The following is a 14,313-nucleotide window of genomic DNA, read 5'->3' as shown; positions in this document are numbered from 1 at the left end:
CATGAGTAGGGTCGCCATTTATGGTGACCGAAAAATGCAACGGTCAGGCATTTACTAACTTACCTGCCCCACAATCTGCAAATTCGCATCATCCGGAACTTCGTTATACGACAGCACATTCAGCCCGTTTGCAAACAGACGTGCGTAGCGCGCGATCAGCGGACGCAGCTGCGGCGTCACCAGCAGCACTTGCGTCAGGTTCTGCGCTTTCAGCTGCTCCATCATCACCGGCAGCGTGCTTTGTAGCTGCGTCAGGATATTCGGATCCACCGGGAAGCTATCCAGCGCCACTTTGCCGGCTTGCTGCGCCTGATTCAGCGCCGCCAGCAGCAGGTTCTCAAGACTGTTCTCCAGCGTATACGCCGACAGCGGTTTATTGTCTGGCGCAATCGCCGCCACCATCGCACGGCGCAAGGCGAAGCGCACATCGGAAGAGAGCAGGATCGGATCTTTGGTGATCGACGCGCTTTCCAGCAAGGTGGTGGCGATGGTGGTGATGTCTTTCAGCGACACCTGATCATTGAGCAGTAAACGATAGACTTTCAGCTGCAAACTGTAATTCACTGCCGCATTAAGATCGTCGGACAGTTTTGGTGCCACGCTCGCCAATCTTTGATGCAGCTGCGTGATGTCGTCATAATTGAACAACTCTGGCAGATTCTCGCGCACCACTTTATTGACATGCGTTGCTACCACGCTGGCGCAATCCACTACCTGATAACCCAAATTAAGTGCCTTCGCCTTCTGCTCGGGCAGGATCCACGTCACCGTCATGTTGTAAGCCGGATCGATATCCAGCACGCCATCGATCTCGCCATACTGTTCAGGCGTGGGGATCGCCATCAGGCGATCGGCATGCACTTCACCCACAGCGGTACGTACACCGTTGATCTTGATTGCATACTGCGCGGGCTTGAGATGGAAATCCTCACGCAGGGCGATCTCCGGCAGCAGCACGCCGCTGGTTTCAGACACCACTTGCCGCACGCCGCGCATCCGTTGAGTCAGCGGCGCACCTTTACCTTTATCCACCAACGTCACCAGCTTATAGCCGAGATTCAGGCCAATGGGCTCCACCATCGGAATATTATCCCAGCCAATTGCCAGCTGATCTTCCGGTTGCGCCAGCGCCTGCTGGATGGCATCCATGTCGTTGTGATCTTTGGTCGGTGCTTTTATTCCACGGCCCTGACGCCAGGCGGAGAACAGCAGCAGACCGGCGAACAGCAGAAACACCGTATGTGGCATGCCAGGCACGATCGCCAGCACAAACATGACGGCTGCTGCGGTATAAAGCGTTCCCGGCTTTGCCAGCAGCTGAGACTTAATGTCATCGCCCATGTCCGCACCATCGCTGATGCGCGTAACGATAATCGCCGCCGCAGTTGAAAGCAGTAACGATGGAATCTGCGCGACTAAACCATCACCAATGGTCAGCAACACATACTGTTCAAACGCTTGTCCTGCCGGCAAACCGTGCTTGAACACACCAATCAAAATACCGCCAATCACGTTGATCAGCAGGATCATGATCCCGGCGATGGCATCACCACGCACGAACTTAGATGCGCCATCCATTGCCCCGTAGAAGTCGGCCTCGTTCGCCACATCTTTACGGCGCAGGCCGGCCTGTTCCTGATTGAGTAAGCCGGCATTGAGATCGGCATCGATCGCCATCTGCTTGCCGGGCAACGCATCCAGCGTAAAGCGCGCTGATACTTCCGAGATACGCTCTGCGCCTTTGGTCACCACCACGAAGTTGATCATCAAACGTGCCGCTAAGAGGGCGAATCACAGCCATCACGGTGGCGCGTGGAAAGTTGCTTTTGCCGACTTCACCCTGGCGATGATGGCGCTGTTTATGGTGCTGTGGATTACCGCGTCGGTGAGTGTCGAAGAGCGTAAAGAGATCGTCGCCCAATTGAATGGTGCATCAATTTTTGATGGCGCGGCGTTCAACCCGTTTGAGCAACACGGCGGCAAGAGTGATGCGCTGATTGGCGACACGCTGGAACTAAGCAAAGCGGAAGAAACCGCCAAAGCCGGTGAAATGCTGCAATCGGGCGGCAAACCGCAGGAACATCTCGATAGCGTGCTGTCACGCTCCGATGCTGAGCTGGCGAAACTGTACCAGCAGATTCAACACATCATCAAAAGCTATAACGCCCAGGATGTACTGTCACTGGAAACCCTGCCGCAAGGCCTGCGCATCCTGGTGCAGGACGATCAATCGCGCATGATGTTTCCACGCGGCAGTGCGGTGTTGACGCCTTATTTCCAGAAATTGCTGACCGAACTCGGCCCGGTGTTTAACCGCATCGATAACAAAATCATGATCAGCGGGCATACCGATGCCGCGCAATACAGCGGCAATGCCGCCTACAACAACTGGAATCTGTCCGGTGATCGCGCACTGGCGGCGCGCCGAGCGCTGGAGCGTGGTGGGCTGGAGAGTGAGCGCGTGTTGCAGGTTAATGCAATGGCCTCACGTATGCCGCTGGATAGAGAAGATGCAATGAGTGCGCGCAATCGCCGCATCGAAATTCTGGTGTTAACCGATGCCGCTGCAGAAACCTTATTCCAATTTTATGGCCGCGAAGGGGAGAACGTTGTGAAACCCATCGCTGAGCGCCTGCGATAACCTGTCAGTGCCTTTGAATCGCTTTTTTTGATTCGGCCGGTGGCGAAATCCACCGGTTTTTTTTCGTTTGAAATTTGTGCAGCGATCCACCGTAGGGGCGCCATTTATGGCGACCATCAATCCCCCGCACGCGATGTTAATTATGTTGCCAATAAATTTGACTTTAGTTAGCTAAATCATTCTTTTTTGTGAATTTTGTCGCCGGGCGCACATTGCAATGCCGCTTTGGTAAGCCACAATTAAGCATCGTGATTAACCGGAGAAAGAGTATGACTGCCAACCACTCCAGCCTGCTGTTACTGATGTCTTTCGCCGCCGGCACCTTTTCCGCTGGATCCTCCAGCAATCCGCAACATTTGATGCTGTCGCTGCCGTCCGGCGGCGTGCCTAATAATCCGCTACCGCTAATTATCTGGCCCGGCATTGTGCCTTATGACGCTGAAAATCCAACCGAAGACAGTGCGGCATGGTTTGAAAAAACCTTTACCCGCAACGGTTGGCCCGCCGCGTGGCGTGCGCCGATCTTCCCGTATACGCATTATCATCCGAACACCCATGAAGTGCTGGGCGTGGCTGCCGGTTGGGCGGAAGTACTGTTTGGCGGCGACAGCGGCCGCATGGTGACATTACGTGAAGGCGATGCGGTGCTGATCCCCGCAGGCGTCGGCCACAAACAGGTGTTTGCCTCAGAGGATTTTTTCACCGTTGGCGCCTATCCTGAAGGCATGTCGCCGGAAACCGTGCGTGATGAGCCGTCGCGTTTACGTGCGTCGAAGGAGAAGATCCAGCATGTTCCACTGCCGCACCGCGATCCCTTTACCGGTGGCGAAGGCGCGATGACGGAGATCTGGCTGCCAATCGCGCAGCAGCTGATGCACCAGTAAAGTGCAAAACAGCCATTTCCATCGACGCGGCGCGTGTGGCATGCCGGGGGCAAGCCTCTGGCACAGTTTGTGCAGGAGAGATATATCTCTAGACAAGCGCCGGGTAAATCATGAAAGAAAGCTACCAGATAGCATCGCACTTCTATGATGAGATGTTGCTGAGCGATGGCCAACACCGCGCTCACTACCAGCAATACTGGGAATGGTTACAACAGGCGGACAAAGAGGCAGTGGCGCGTAAGCGTGAAGAGGCGGAACTGCTGTTTCATCGCGTCGGTATTACTTTCAACGTTTACGGTGATGATGGCGGCGCGGAACGTTTAATTCCTTTCGACAGCGTGCCGCGCATTATTCCTGCCAGCGAGTGGGCAATGCTCGATCGCGGCATTCGCCAGCGCGTGCAGGCCCTCAACGCCTTCCTGCACGACATCTATCATCAGCAACTGATCCTCAAAGCGGGCATCGTGCCTGCCGAACAGGTGCTGGTGAACGATCAATATCAGCCCTGTATGCAAGGCGTCGATCTGCACCGCAACATCTACGCGCACATTGTCGGCGTGGATATGGTGCGCAATAACGATGGCGAATATTACGTGCTGGAGGACAATCTGCGCACGCCGTCTGGCGTCTCCTACATGCTGGAGAACCGCAAGATGATGATGCGCCTTTATCCGGAGTTGTTCGCCGGGCAGCACATCGCGCCGGTTGAGCGCTATCCCTCGCATCTGCTGCAAACCCTGCGGGAAAGCTCGCCGGTCAACGATCCGGTGGTGGTAGTGCTGACGCCGGGCCGCTTTAACAGCGCCTATTTTGAACACAGCTTCCTTGCGCAGCAGATGGGCGTTGAGCTGGTGGAGAGCGCCGATCTGTTTGTGAAAGATGGCGCGGTGATGATGCGTACCACCGCCGGACCGTGCAAAGTCGATGTGATCTATCGTCGCGTGGATGATGCCTTCCTCGATCCACTGGCGTTCCGCCCGGATTCGATGCTCGGCGTGCCGGGCTTATTATCGGTATATCGATCTGGCAACGTGGTGCTGGCGAACGCGATCGGCACCGGCGTCGCCGATGACAAATCGATCTACCCGTATGTGCCGGACATGATCCGCTTCTACCTCGACGAGGATCCGATCCTCAATAACGTGCCGACCTGGCAATGCCGCAAACCGCAGGATCTCACCTATGTACTCGCCAATCTGGCGAAAATGGTGGTGAAAGAGGTACACGGCGCAGGCGGTTACGGCATGTTGATTGGGCCGGTGGCGAGCCAGCACGAGCTGAGTGATTTCCGCGATCGCCTCAAAGCGCGACCGGAAAATTACATCGCGCAGGACACGCTGTCGCTCTCGACTTGCCCGACTTTTATCGACAACGGCCTCGCGCCACGCCATATCGATCTGCGTCCGTTTGCGCTGTGCGGCGCGGATATTCGTCTGGTGCCCGGCGGCTTAACCCGCGTGGCGTTGAACGAAGGTTCGCTGGTGGTGAACTCGTCGCAGGGCGGCGGCACCAAGGACACGTGGGTTCTGGAGGATGACGCATCATGCTAAGCCGCACGGCCAGTGGCCTCTATTGGATGGCGCGCTATCTCGAACGCGCAGAACAACTCGCACGCGTGTTGGACGTGACCAACCGTTTGTCATTAATGCCGGTGCGCGGCAGCCAGGGCGATGAGCTGCTGCTGCCGCTCAATCTCACCGGCACGCGTGAACTGTTTGAAACCCTGAATGGCCGCTTCACCATGCCGCAGTTATTCAACTTCTTCGCCCTCGACGACCGCAATCCGTGCAGCATTTTTAGCTGCTGGCAGGAGGCGTGGAACAACGCGCATGCGGTACGCGGCAGTTTGTCGTCGGAAGTTTGGGAGAGCATCAACTCGACGTGGATTGAGATGCGCAACACCCGGCGGCGCGGCATTACCAGCGCTAACGCCGACACCTTTTTCGATTGGGTGAAAGAGCGCTCGCACCTGTTTCGTGGCGCGATGTTCGGCACCTTGCTGCGCGGCGATGCGATGAGTTTTATCCGTATCGGCACCTTGATGGAGCGCAGCGACGGCACCGCGCGTTTACTGAGCGTGAATCAGCAATTGCTGGAGCAGCAGTCGGATTCGGTACGCGAATATTATTGCCTCGACACCTTATTGCGCGCGGTATCGGCGCGTGAAGCTTACAACGCCATCTTCAAGCAGCAGCTGTTGCCCGATCTGGTCAATGAGATGCTGATCCTGCGCAGCGAAAGTCCGCGCTCGCTGCACTCCTGTATTGATGAAATCGCCACGCAGTTAGAGAACATCGGCAGCAGCGGCGAAGATCGCCCGCGCTATTTGATCACCGTGCTGCTGGCCGAGATGCGCTTCAGTACCTGGGAAAGCCTGACTCAGGAAGGCTTGTATCACTGGCTCAATGAATTCCTGACGCGCCTGAATGCGCTGGCAGAGAGCATCAATCACACCTATCTGGAGGCGAAATGAGACTGAACATCGAGCATAAAACCCGTTACGCCTATGAACATCAGGTGACACTCAGCACCCAATATCTGCGCCTGACGCCGCAAAATTCGGTGCATCAGCAGATAATCTCGTGGGATCTCGAGCTGCCGTGTGAAGCCACCTGCACCCAGGATGCCTACGGCAATGTGATGCATGTGCTGACGCTGGACACGCCGCATCAGCAGTTGGATATCGCCGCGCGTGGTGTGGTGGAGATCCTTGATGATGGCGAATGGGCGCCCGATCCGGAATCGTTATTGTCGCCGTTGGTGTTTCTGCGCTCGTCGCCGCTGACGCAGCCTGACGGTGAGATCCGTGAGTTCGCTAAGCGCTACTGGCGACCGGAAAAACCGCTGACTAGCCTGGAAAAACTCATGGACGAACTGCTGCTGAAGATGCCGTATCGTCCCGGCAGCACTCTGGTCACTGATGCCGCCACGAAAGTATTTGCCGCCGGCAGCGGCGTTTGCCAGGATCACAGTCACGTGTTTCTCGCCTGCTGTCGTAGTTTAGGGATTCCGGCGCGCTATGTGAGCGGCTATCTCTATACTGAAAACGTTGAGCACGTCGCCACTCACGCCTGGGTTGAAGCCTGGCTGGATGGCAGTTGGCACAGCTTTGATATCACCAATAATACTCGCAGCACGCGCCAGCATTTACGCCTGGCGGTCGGCGTGGATTATCTCGATGCGTGTCCGGTGCGCGGTATGCGGCTGGGCGGCGGCGGTGAAGATATGCTGGCGGTGGCTGCGGTGCTTCAGGTGCATGCGCAGCAGTAATCAGAACAGGCGTGACTATGACTTATTGTGTGGCAATGCGTTTATCGTCAGGGATGATTTTTGTATCCGATTCACGCACCAATGCGGGCGTCGATCATATTTCCTCCTTCCGTAAACTGCATGTGTTTCAGGTCGATGATGAACGCACGCTGGTGCTGCAAAGCGCGGGCAATCTGGCCACCACGCAGAGCGTGCTGAGCCTGCTGCGACGCAACAACGGCGATAGCGATCAACCGAATTTGCTGAATGGACGATCGCTGTATGACATTGCGCTGATGGTGGGCGAAACGCTGCGCGAGGTGATCAAGCGCGATGGCGAAGAGTTTGGCGGCACGCTGCTGCTGGGCGGGCAGATTCGCGGCGAAGAACCGCGACTGTTCCAGATCTATCCGCAGGGCAACTTCATCGAAGCCAGCGTCGATACACCGTATTTTCAGATTGGTGAAAGCAAGTACGGTAAACCGATCATTGACCGCGTGCTGCGTTACGAAACGCCGCTGAGTCAGGCGATGCAGTGCGCGTTGATTTCGATGGATTCGACGCTGGCGAGTAATATTTCGGTGGGCTTGCCGCTGGATGTGATGGTCTATCGCACCGACAGTTTTAGCGACAGCGAGCAATATCACATCACCGAACAGCATCCCTATTTTTCACAGATCCGTCAGTTGTGGAGTAAAGGCCTGTTAAGTGTCTTTTCACAGCTGCCGCCGTTAAAGCTCTAATCAGTAGGGTCGCCATTAATGGCGACCTGCCCATTCACACCAACTCATTCATCTTCGCAGTCATATTAATTCCGCTAATCCCTTTCAATCCTAATTTGCGCAGGATTTTTATTTTATAGGTACTCACAGTTTTACTGCTGAGCTGCAATTGTGAAGCGATCTCTTTATTACTCATTCCCGACGCGAGTTTGACTAAAACAATCAATTCACGTCGCGTCAGGCTCATCAATTTCTCGCTTTCAATCAATTCGCCGGCATCAGCAGCGGCATGGGTTACGGGATAAAAACGTTTGCCGTGTTCCACTTCTTTTATTGCGGTAATCAGCGTGTCTAAATTCCCGCGCTTGTAGACATAACCTTCAACGCCTAATTGCAAGCAACATCGTTGATAAAAAAGGCTTTCTGACGCAGTAAATACGATGATTTTCTGTTCTGGCATCGCGCGCTTGATATCCGCAATCAGCGGAATACCGGCACGACCGGGCATGGTGAGATCAAGCAGTAAAACGTCCGGACGCATTTGGTGTAACTCGGTAATCAGTAAATCTCCTTTCTGCGCAATGCCGACAATTGCATAGTGATAAGAATCTAATAGTGCCTGAATACCCGCACAGATTAGCGGATGGTCATCAACAATAAATACCGAATGAATCATATGTGTAGCCCAGAAAAAAAGAAAAAACCCAAGGGTTAAAACACTCATAAAAAACACAACCAGAGGTGTGACCAGATTAATTCACGGGGCTTAACATTAAGATTTAAGCCATGTCTTGAATTTCTCCTTTTAAGATCAATCGATGGTTTTTATGCGTTAGAACAATGCGCCTTGCTGATTTATCCATTCTTACTGGGCGGCAGTCATAAATCTGAAAACAAGCCGTTTTAACGTCGAGGCGATAAACCGCTGCGCATAAAAGGTGAATGATGTTTTCAGTTGATCAGCTTCTCGATACTTACTGGCCTGGCCATCAACCGGCGAACTGGCAGAAAAGAGCCCTGAAATGGGCGGTTCGCGAACATGAATTCCAGGCGTTTGCCGCCCGCTATCGCCATCTCAAAGGCGTGGATATGGTGGAGCAAGTGCTGGAGCACCTGGATGTGCGTTGTGAACTGAGCGAACGCGATTTAGAGCAGATCCCAACGCGCGGCCCGGTGGTGATTGTTGCTAATCATCCGCTCGGTGCGCTGGACGGCCTGGCGCTGCTGGCGGCGGTTTCGCAGGTGCGGCGCGATGTGAAAATTGTTGCCAACCGCATGTTGATGATGCTGGAACCGATCAACAACATGATGCTGCCGGTGGATAACATGGGCAACCGCACCAGCCGCGAACAGCTGACGCACATGCAGCAGCATCTCGATAATCAGGGCGTACTGATCATCTTCCCGGCGGGCGAAGTGTCGCGGCTTTCCAGCCGTGGCGTGCGCGATCGTCACTGGCATCACAGCTTCTTACGTCTCGCCGCCCGCGCTCGCGCGCCGATCGTGCCGGTGCATGTGGTGGGGCGAAACAGCCTGGCGTTCTACGCCGCTGCCAAAATTGCCTCGCCGCTGGCGTTACTGATGTTGGTGCGCGAAATGTTTCGTCAGCGCGGTGCGCGCATCAAGCTGCACATCGGCGAGCAGATCCCGTTTGCCAACTGGCATGATGGCCACACGCCGGGCAAAGAGCTGGCGAAGCGGCTGCGCAAACATCTTTATCGCATTGGACAAGGGCGGCGCGGCCTGTTCCAGACCGAAGCGGCGATTGCACGCCCGGAAGATCGCGCCGAGCTGAAAAAAGCGCTGATGGAGAGCGAGCGACTCGGCACGCTGCCGGATGGCAAGCAGATCTACCTGTGGCGACGTAACGGCGCCAGTTGGGTGCCGTTGCTGCGTGAGCTTGGACGTTTACGCGAAGTGGCGTTTCGCGCAGTAGGCGAGGGCAGCGGGCGTCGTCGCGACCTCGACAAATATGATGACGATTACTATCACCTGATTCTGTGGGATGACGATGCGCTGGAGATCGTCGGTGCCTATCGCTTTATTCCCGGCGCTGAGCAGCTGGAGCGCCGCGGCCTGGAAGGCATTTATAGCGATAGCCTGTTCCACTACGACGAGCGCATGTTGCCGATCATCAATCAAGGTCTGGAGCTGGGCCGCAGTTTTATTCAGCCCGCCTATTGGGGTAAACGCGGCCTCGATTATTTGTGGATGGGCATTGGTGCCTACATCGCCAGGTATCCGGAAACCCGCTATCTGTTTGGTCCGGTCTCGATCTCGGGCGGCATGCCGCTGGCGGCGCGCGATCTGCTGGTGGCGTTCTATCGCCTGTATTTCCCCACCGAACTGCCGCTGGCAACCTCACGCCGCCCTTATCCGGCTTCGCTGCCTGAAGTGCTGGCGCAGTTCACCGGCGATAATTACAGCGAAGATTTACGTCGGTTGAAGCATCTGCTGGCGAATCTCGGTACCGCCATTCCGACGCTCTACAAGCAATATTCCGAGGTGTGCGAGCCGGGCGGCGTGCAGTTTATTGATTTCGGCAGCGATCCCGATTTCAACAACTGTATCGATGGTTTGGTGCTGGTGGATCTTACACGGGTAAAGCCTGCGCGTTATGAGCGCTATATCGGCATGCACCTGTGAATCGGTCGCCATAAATGGCGACCCTACGACGGGATCCCAGCATTTGTAGGGTCGCCATTTATGGCGACCTGGTTGGTTGCATTGTGTGAATCGGTCGCCATAAATGGCGACCCTACGACGGGGCCCGAGCATTTGTAGGGTCGCCATTTATGGCGACCTGGTTTGAAGCATGCATTTGTAGGGGCGCCATTTATGGCGACCTGGCCCAATGTCATGGAATCGTCATCACAGTGTCGTAGGGTCTTAGCCGGACTGTTAGCGAAAGGCCAGAAACATGGCATCAATCACACTGCGCGGGCTGCGCAAATCCTTTGCGGCGCAGCCGGTATTGCAAGACATCTCGCTGCAGATTGCGCAGGGAGAATTCATCGCCGTATTGGGGCCGTCGGGCTGCGGCAAAACCACCTTGCTGCGCCTGCTGGCCGGATTTGAAATTGCCGATGCCGGAGAAATCCACGTTGGCGATCGCTGCTTCGCTGCGCCGGGCGTGCATCTGCCGCCGGAAGATCGCCAGCTTGGCGTGGTGTTCCAGAGCTACGCGCTGTGGCCGCATATGACGGTGGCGGAGAATGTCTCCTACAGCCTGAAAGTCAACGGTGTAGCGCGTGCCGATCGCGAGCGCCGCACGCAGCAGGCGCTGGAGCTAGTGGGATTAGAAGCGTTCGCCGCACGTCGTCCTGCCGATCTCTCCGGCGGCCAGCGTCAGCGTGTGGCGCTGGCGCGTTGTTTAGTGGCGCAGCCAACGCTGGTTTTGCTCGATGAGCCGCTCGCCAACCTCGATGTCCACCTGCGCGCCACCATGGAAGAGGAGTTTCGCCGCTTCCATCATCACAGCCGCGCCACCTTGCTCTACATCACCCACGATCAGCATGAAGCGATGGCGCTGGCCGATCGCATCGTGGTGATGGATGCCGGCCGCGTGATGCAGTTCGCCACGCCGCAAACGCTGTGGCGTGAACCGGCTAATGAGATGGTCGCGCGCTTTATTGACGACGGCAAAGTGCTGCCGATCAGCGATATCGAGCCGCTCGGCGATGGCCGCGCCTTTGCCACGCTGTGCGGCCTGCGCGTGCCGCTACGCTGCGCGCTGGATCAATGCCCGCAGCCGCAGGCGCAAGCCAGTTTTCATGCAGCCGATTTCCACTTAGCCGCGCCGGTCGAACCGCAGTTTGTCGCGCGCGTGCAGCGGGTGATTTATCGCGGCGGCCACCATCAACTCAATGTCACGCCGCTGGATGCGCCGGAATGCAGCATTACGCTGCTGCTGGCCGATCAACCTTTACCCGCTGTCGACGCCACTGTCGGTGTGGCGCTGCGCGACGGCTGGATTCTTCCTTCTTAACTCTTAAACCTTCAGGGAAATGCTATGCGTACGTCGTTCAACGTGTTGATGTTAGCCAGTGGATTATTCGTTTCTGCCGCCAGCCTTGCCGATGAGGCACCGGCGGGAAAATTGGTGGTTTACACCTCGCAGGCACCGGAAATTGCCCAGCAAACCATGGATGCCTTTAAAGCCGCCTATCCCAATGTGCAGGTCGAGTGGACGCGCAACGGCACCACGCAGTTAATGAACGTGCTGCGCACCGAAATGATGAGCGGTGAAGCCAAGCCGGATGTGCTGCTGATTGCCGACGCCATCAACCTTGGCGCGCTGAAAAACGAAAATCATCTCTACAGCTACAGCGATGCGCCGCTCAGCCACATCAATCCGTCGTTCTACGACAAAGACAAAACCTTCTTCGGCACCAAAATCATCGCCACGGTGATTGCTTACAACACCCAGCACGCGCAGCCGATTGATAGCTGGAACGCGCTGGCGGTGGAAGCCAATAAAGGGCAGATCGCGGTGCCAAGCCCGCTCTACTCCGGCGCGGCGCTCTACAAGCTGCACACCGATATCAACACGCCGTCGATTGGCTGGAGCTTCTATAAGAAGCTGGCGGCCATCGGCGTAGCGCCACAGGGCGGCAACGGCCCGGCGCTGAAAGCGGTCGCCAGCGGGCTGGATAAGTACGGCATCATCACCGACGCCGACGTGATTCTGGCGAAGAAAAAGGGTTCGCCGGTGGATCTGGTCTATCCGAAAGAAGGCGTTTCCTACGTCACCGAGCCGGTTGCCATCATGAAAACCGCGCACAATCTGCCGGCCGCTAAAGCCTTCGTCAACTTTATGCTGTCCGAGCAAGGCCAGAAGCTGGTGGTTGAACAGGGCAACCGCCCGGTGGACGATCGCGTCTCAGCACCGGAAGGCTTCACCCCGATCAGTAAAATCAAGCTGCTGTCGCCGGACGTGGCGAAAGCGATCAAAGAAGATGCGGCCGTGCGCGATCAGTTCACCGCGCTGTTCGGTGGCTAAATATGAGCGTGTTGAGCAACGAATGGCGCAGTGGGGCGCGTAAAGCGCCGCGCGTTAACAGCGAACGATTGATTCTGGCGCTGATGGTGCTGCTGATTGGTTTGCTGTCGGTGGCACCATTGATGCGACTGGTGTGGACCGCCATCGCGCCCAATGGCGTGCCGGACATCGCGCGCTTAACACGCCTGCTGGCGAGCGATCGCGTGTTGATCGCCAGCGGTAATACTTTGCTCATCGCGCTCAGTTCTACCCTGATTTCCATGGTGCTCGGCACCGCCGCCGCATGGCTGGTGGCGCTCAGCGATCTGCGCGCTAAAACCGCGTGGGTGTTTGCGTTTATCCTGCCGCTGATGATTCCGCCGCAGGTGACTGCGCTGGCCTGGCTGCAGGCGCTGGCACCGAGCAGTCCGCTGGCGCTGCTGTTCGCCACGCTTGGATTGCCGTGGTTTGCGCCCGGCGAACAGCCGCTTTACTCCTTAACCGGCATTGTGCTGCTGCTTGGTACGCACAATGCGCCGCTGGTGTTTCTCACCGTACGCGCCGGTCTGCGCCGTTTGCCTGCCGATTTGGTGGAAGCGGCGCAGGCCAGCGGGGCGTCTCGCGCACGCATCCTGTTCACCATTGTGCTGCCGCTGGCGCGCCCGGCGATCTTTGCCGGAGCCGCGCTGACCTTTGTCGCGGCGGCGGGCAACTTCGGTATTCAGGCGATGTTGGGGATTCCGGCACGCGTGCCCACGCTGATCACGCTGGTGTATCAGCAGCTGAATGGCATTGGCCCAGGCGCGCTGCCGAACACGGCGGTATATGCGTTATTGATTGCGGTGATCACGCTGGCGGGCATGGCGGCCAGCGCCTGGCTAGGAGGACGCCATGATGTGCGCGTCAACGGCGCGCCGCGTTTGTGGCAGCAATCGCTGGGGCGCGGGCGTGTGGCGATTGAAGGCGTCGCCTGGCTGTGGATGGCGCTAACTTTGCTGTTACCGCTCAGCGCGCTGCTGATCACCGCGCTCACCAGCGGTTTTGGTCAGGCGCTCAGCTGGCAAACGCTGACGCTGGAGAACTTCCGCGCCGCCTTGTGGGGTTATCCGGCGGTGCGGCACGCGTTTCTCACCAGCCTCGGATTGACCACGTTGGCGGCGCTGATTTTGACGGTTTGCGCGCTGTTTCTTGCCTACTTCCTCAGCTGGCGGCGTACCAAACTGGTGCGCGGTTTGTGGCTGGCGAGTGAACTGACCTATGCGCTGCCGGGCATTGTCACCGGCGTGGCGGCAATGTTGTTCTTCCTGCGTCCGCTGCCGATCGTCAACGTTTCGCTGTATGGCACGGTGTGGATCATCCTCGCCGCCTATCTGGCGAACTTCCTCGCGCTGGTGCTGCGCCCCACGTTGGCCGGATTTGCCCAACTGGAACCGGCACTCGATGAAGCCGCACGCTTGTGCGGCGCCGGTTTTCTGCGCCGCATGCGCGACATCTTGCTGCCGCTGGCGGCGCCGTCCGCGCTGGCGGGCAGCGTGCTGGTGTTTCTCACCGCACTAAACGAAATCCAGGTTTCGGTATTGCTGGTTACCTCGCAAACGCAAACCATCGGACCGACCATCGTGTTCCTCGATGAAGGCGGATCCGCTTCGCTGGCGGCGGCGGTCGGTTGCCTGATGATTGTGGTGGTGTGCTTATTAATGGCGCTGGCGACTCGCCTGACCCGACGCCTGCCGCACGGCATTTTGCCGTGGCAAGCGTAACGGCAGCCTGCCGTCAACGCATGATGATTTATGAAGTATCCCGCTGAACATTTTCTCGCCACTGCCGATAACTTAC

The 14,313-nt window shown here is 57.0% G+C and carries 11 protein-coding genes and 1 pseudogene; 10 read left to right on the top strand and 2 right to left on the bottom strand.

All coding sequences use genetic code 11. The features are described 5' to 3' along the window. Positions 1–54: 54 nt before the first annotated feature. A pseudogene (locus tag ACXIZX_RS15815) lies at positions 55–1,767 on the bottom strand (flagellar biosynthesis protein FlhA); the annotation flags it as partial. Between ACXIZX_RS15815 and ACXIZX_RS15810 the strand changes: the two are divergent. The 6 genes from ACXIZX_RS15810 (at position 1,760) to ACXIZX_RS15785 (ending at position 7,517) form a co-directional block, all read left to right on the top strand. After that, complete coding sequence (locus ACXIZX_RS15810) at positions 1,760–2,641, top strand: flagellar motor protein MotB (RefSeq protein ID WP_238541696.1); 882 nt, start codon at positions 1,760–1,762, stop codon at positions 2,639–2,641. The pseudogene ACXIZX_RS15815 and the gene ACXIZX_RS15810 sit on opposite strands and share 8 nt — an antisense overlap. Before the next feature lie 269 nt (positions 2,642–2,910). Next, positions 2,911–3,525 (top strand): cupin domain-containing protein, encoded by a 615-nt coding sequence (locus ACXIZX_RS15805; protein ID WP_179452136.1) that lies wholly within the window; start codon positions 2,911–2,913, stop codon positions 3,523–3,525. A gap of 110 nt (positions 3,526–3,635) precedes the next feature. Next, the gene (locus ACXIZX_RS15800; RefSeq protein WP_479404507.1) at positions 3,636–5,075 is read left to right on the top strand and encodes a circularly permuted type 2 ATP-grasp protein; all 1,440 of its coding nucleotides are present in this window, start codon (positions 3,636–3,638) and stop codon (positions 5,073–5,075) included. Continuing rightward, positions 5,069–5,998, top strand: coding sequence for an alpha-E domain-containing protein (locus ACXIZX_RS15795; protein WP_154155150.1), 930 nt, complete (start codon positions 5,069–5,071; stop codon positions 5,996–5,998). Before ACXIZX_RS15800 ends, ACXIZX_RS15795 begins: the two co-directional genes overlap by 7 nt. Continuing rightward, entirely contained in the window at positions 5,995–6,795 is an 801-nt protein-coding gene (locus ACXIZX_RS15790) for a transglutaminase family protein (RefSeq protein ID WP_061720490.1), read from the top strand. Before ACXIZX_RS15795 ends, ACXIZX_RS15790 begins: the two co-directional genes overlap by 4 nt. Positions 6,796–6,812: 17 nt before the next feature. Next, positions 6,813–7,517 carry a proteasome-type protease gene (locus tag ACXIZX_RS15785; protein WP_179452137.1) on the top strand — a complete coding sequence of 235 codons (705 nt, stop codon included), beginning with the start codon at positions 6,813–6,815 and terminating at the stop codon, positions 7,515–7,517. Between the two features lie 34 nt (positions 7,518–7,551). Here ACXIZX_RS15785 and ACXIZX_RS15780 read toward each other — a convergent pair whose 3' ends face one another. Further along, the gene (locus ACXIZX_RS15780) at positions 7,552–8,220 is read right to left on the bottom strand and encodes a response regulator (protein WP_286176251.1); all 669 of its coding nucleotides are present in this window, start codon (positions 8,218–8,220) and stop codon (positions 7,552–7,554) included. Between the two features lie 221 nt (positions 8,221–8,441). Here ACXIZX_RS15780 and olsF point away from each other — a divergent pair, with 221 nt between their 5' ends. From olsF to ACXIZX_RS15760, 4 genes are all read left to right on the top strand, one after another. Next, complete coding sequence (gene olsF / locus ACXIZX_RS15775) at positions 8,442–10,142, top strand: bifunctional ornithine lipid synthase OlsF (RefSeq protein WP_479404885.1); 1,701 nt, start codon at positions 8,442–8,444, stop codon at positions 10,140–10,142. Between the two features lie 274 nt (positions 10,143–10,416). After that, positions 10,417–11,484, top strand: coding sequence for an ABC transporter ATP-binding protein (locus ACXIZX_RS15770; RefSeq protein ID WP_479404506.1), 1,068 nt, complete (start codon positions 10,417–10,419; stop codon positions 11,482–11,484). A 24-nt stretch (positions 11,485–11,508) separates the two neighbouring features. Beyond that, positions 11,509–12,498, top strand: coding sequence for an ABC transporter substrate-binding protein (locus tag ACXIZX_RS15765; RefSeq protein WP_479404505.1), 990 nt, complete (start codon positions 11,509–11,511; stop codon positions 12,496–12,498). A 2-nt stretch (positions 12,499–12,500) separates the two neighbouring features. Continuing rightward, positions 12,501–14,237 carry an ABC transporter permease gene (locus tag ACXIZX_RS15760; protein WP_479404504.1) on the top strand — a complete coding sequence of 579 codons (1,737 nt, stop codon included), beginning with the start codon at positions 12,501–12,503 and terminating at the stop codon, positions 14,235–14,237. Positions 14,238–14,313 lie beyond the last annotated feature (76 nt).

Source organism: Candidatus Pantoea symbiotica, from assembly GCF_056491525.1.
This window is presented reverse-complemented; position numbering and strand designations above follow the sequence as displayed.

Excerpts from the sequence above, each read along its gene's own strand:
- ACXIZX_RS15805 (WP_179452136.1), top strand. The coding sequence starts at position 2,911 with ATGACTGCCAACCACTCCAGCCTGCTGTTACTGATGTCTTTCGCCGCC.
- ACXIZX_RS15800 (WP_479404507.1), top strand. The coding sequence starts at position 3,636 with ATGAAAGAAAGCTACCAGATAGCATCGCACTTCTATGATGAGATGTTG.
- ACXIZX_RS15795 (WP_154155150.1), top strand. The coding sequence starts at position 5,069 with ATGCTAAGCCGCACGGCCAGTGGCCTCTATTGGATGGCGCGCTATCTC.
- ACXIZX_RS15790 (WP_061720490.1), top strand. The coding sequence starts at position 5,995 with ATGAGACTGAACATCGAGCATAAAACCCGTTACGCCTATGAACATCAG.
- ACXIZX_RS15785 (WP_179452137.1), top strand. The coding sequence starts at position 6,813 with ATGACTTATTGTGTGGCAATGCGTTTATCGTCAGGGATGATTTTTGTA.
- ACXIZX_RS15780 (WP_286176251.1), bottom strand. The coding sequence starts at position 8,220 with ATGAGTGTTTTAACCCTTGGGTTTTTTCTTTTTTTCTGGGCTACACAT.
- olsF (WP_479404885.1), top strand. The coding sequence starts at position 8,442 with ATGTTTTCAGTTGATCAGCTTCTCGATACTTACTGGCCTGGCCATCAA.
- ACXIZX_RS15770 (WP_479404506.1), top strand. The coding sequence starts at position 10,417 with ATGGCATCAATCACACTGCGCGGGCTGCGCAAATCCTTTGCGGCGCAG.
- ACXIZX_RS15765 (WP_479404505.1), top strand. The coding sequence starts at position 11,509 with ATGCGTACGTCGTTCAACGTGTTGATGTTAGCCAGTGGATTATTCGTT.
- ACXIZX_RS15760 (WP_479404504.1), top strand. The coding sequence starts at position 12,501 with ATGAGCGTGTTGAGCAACGAATGGCGCAGTGGGGCGCGTAAAGCGCCG.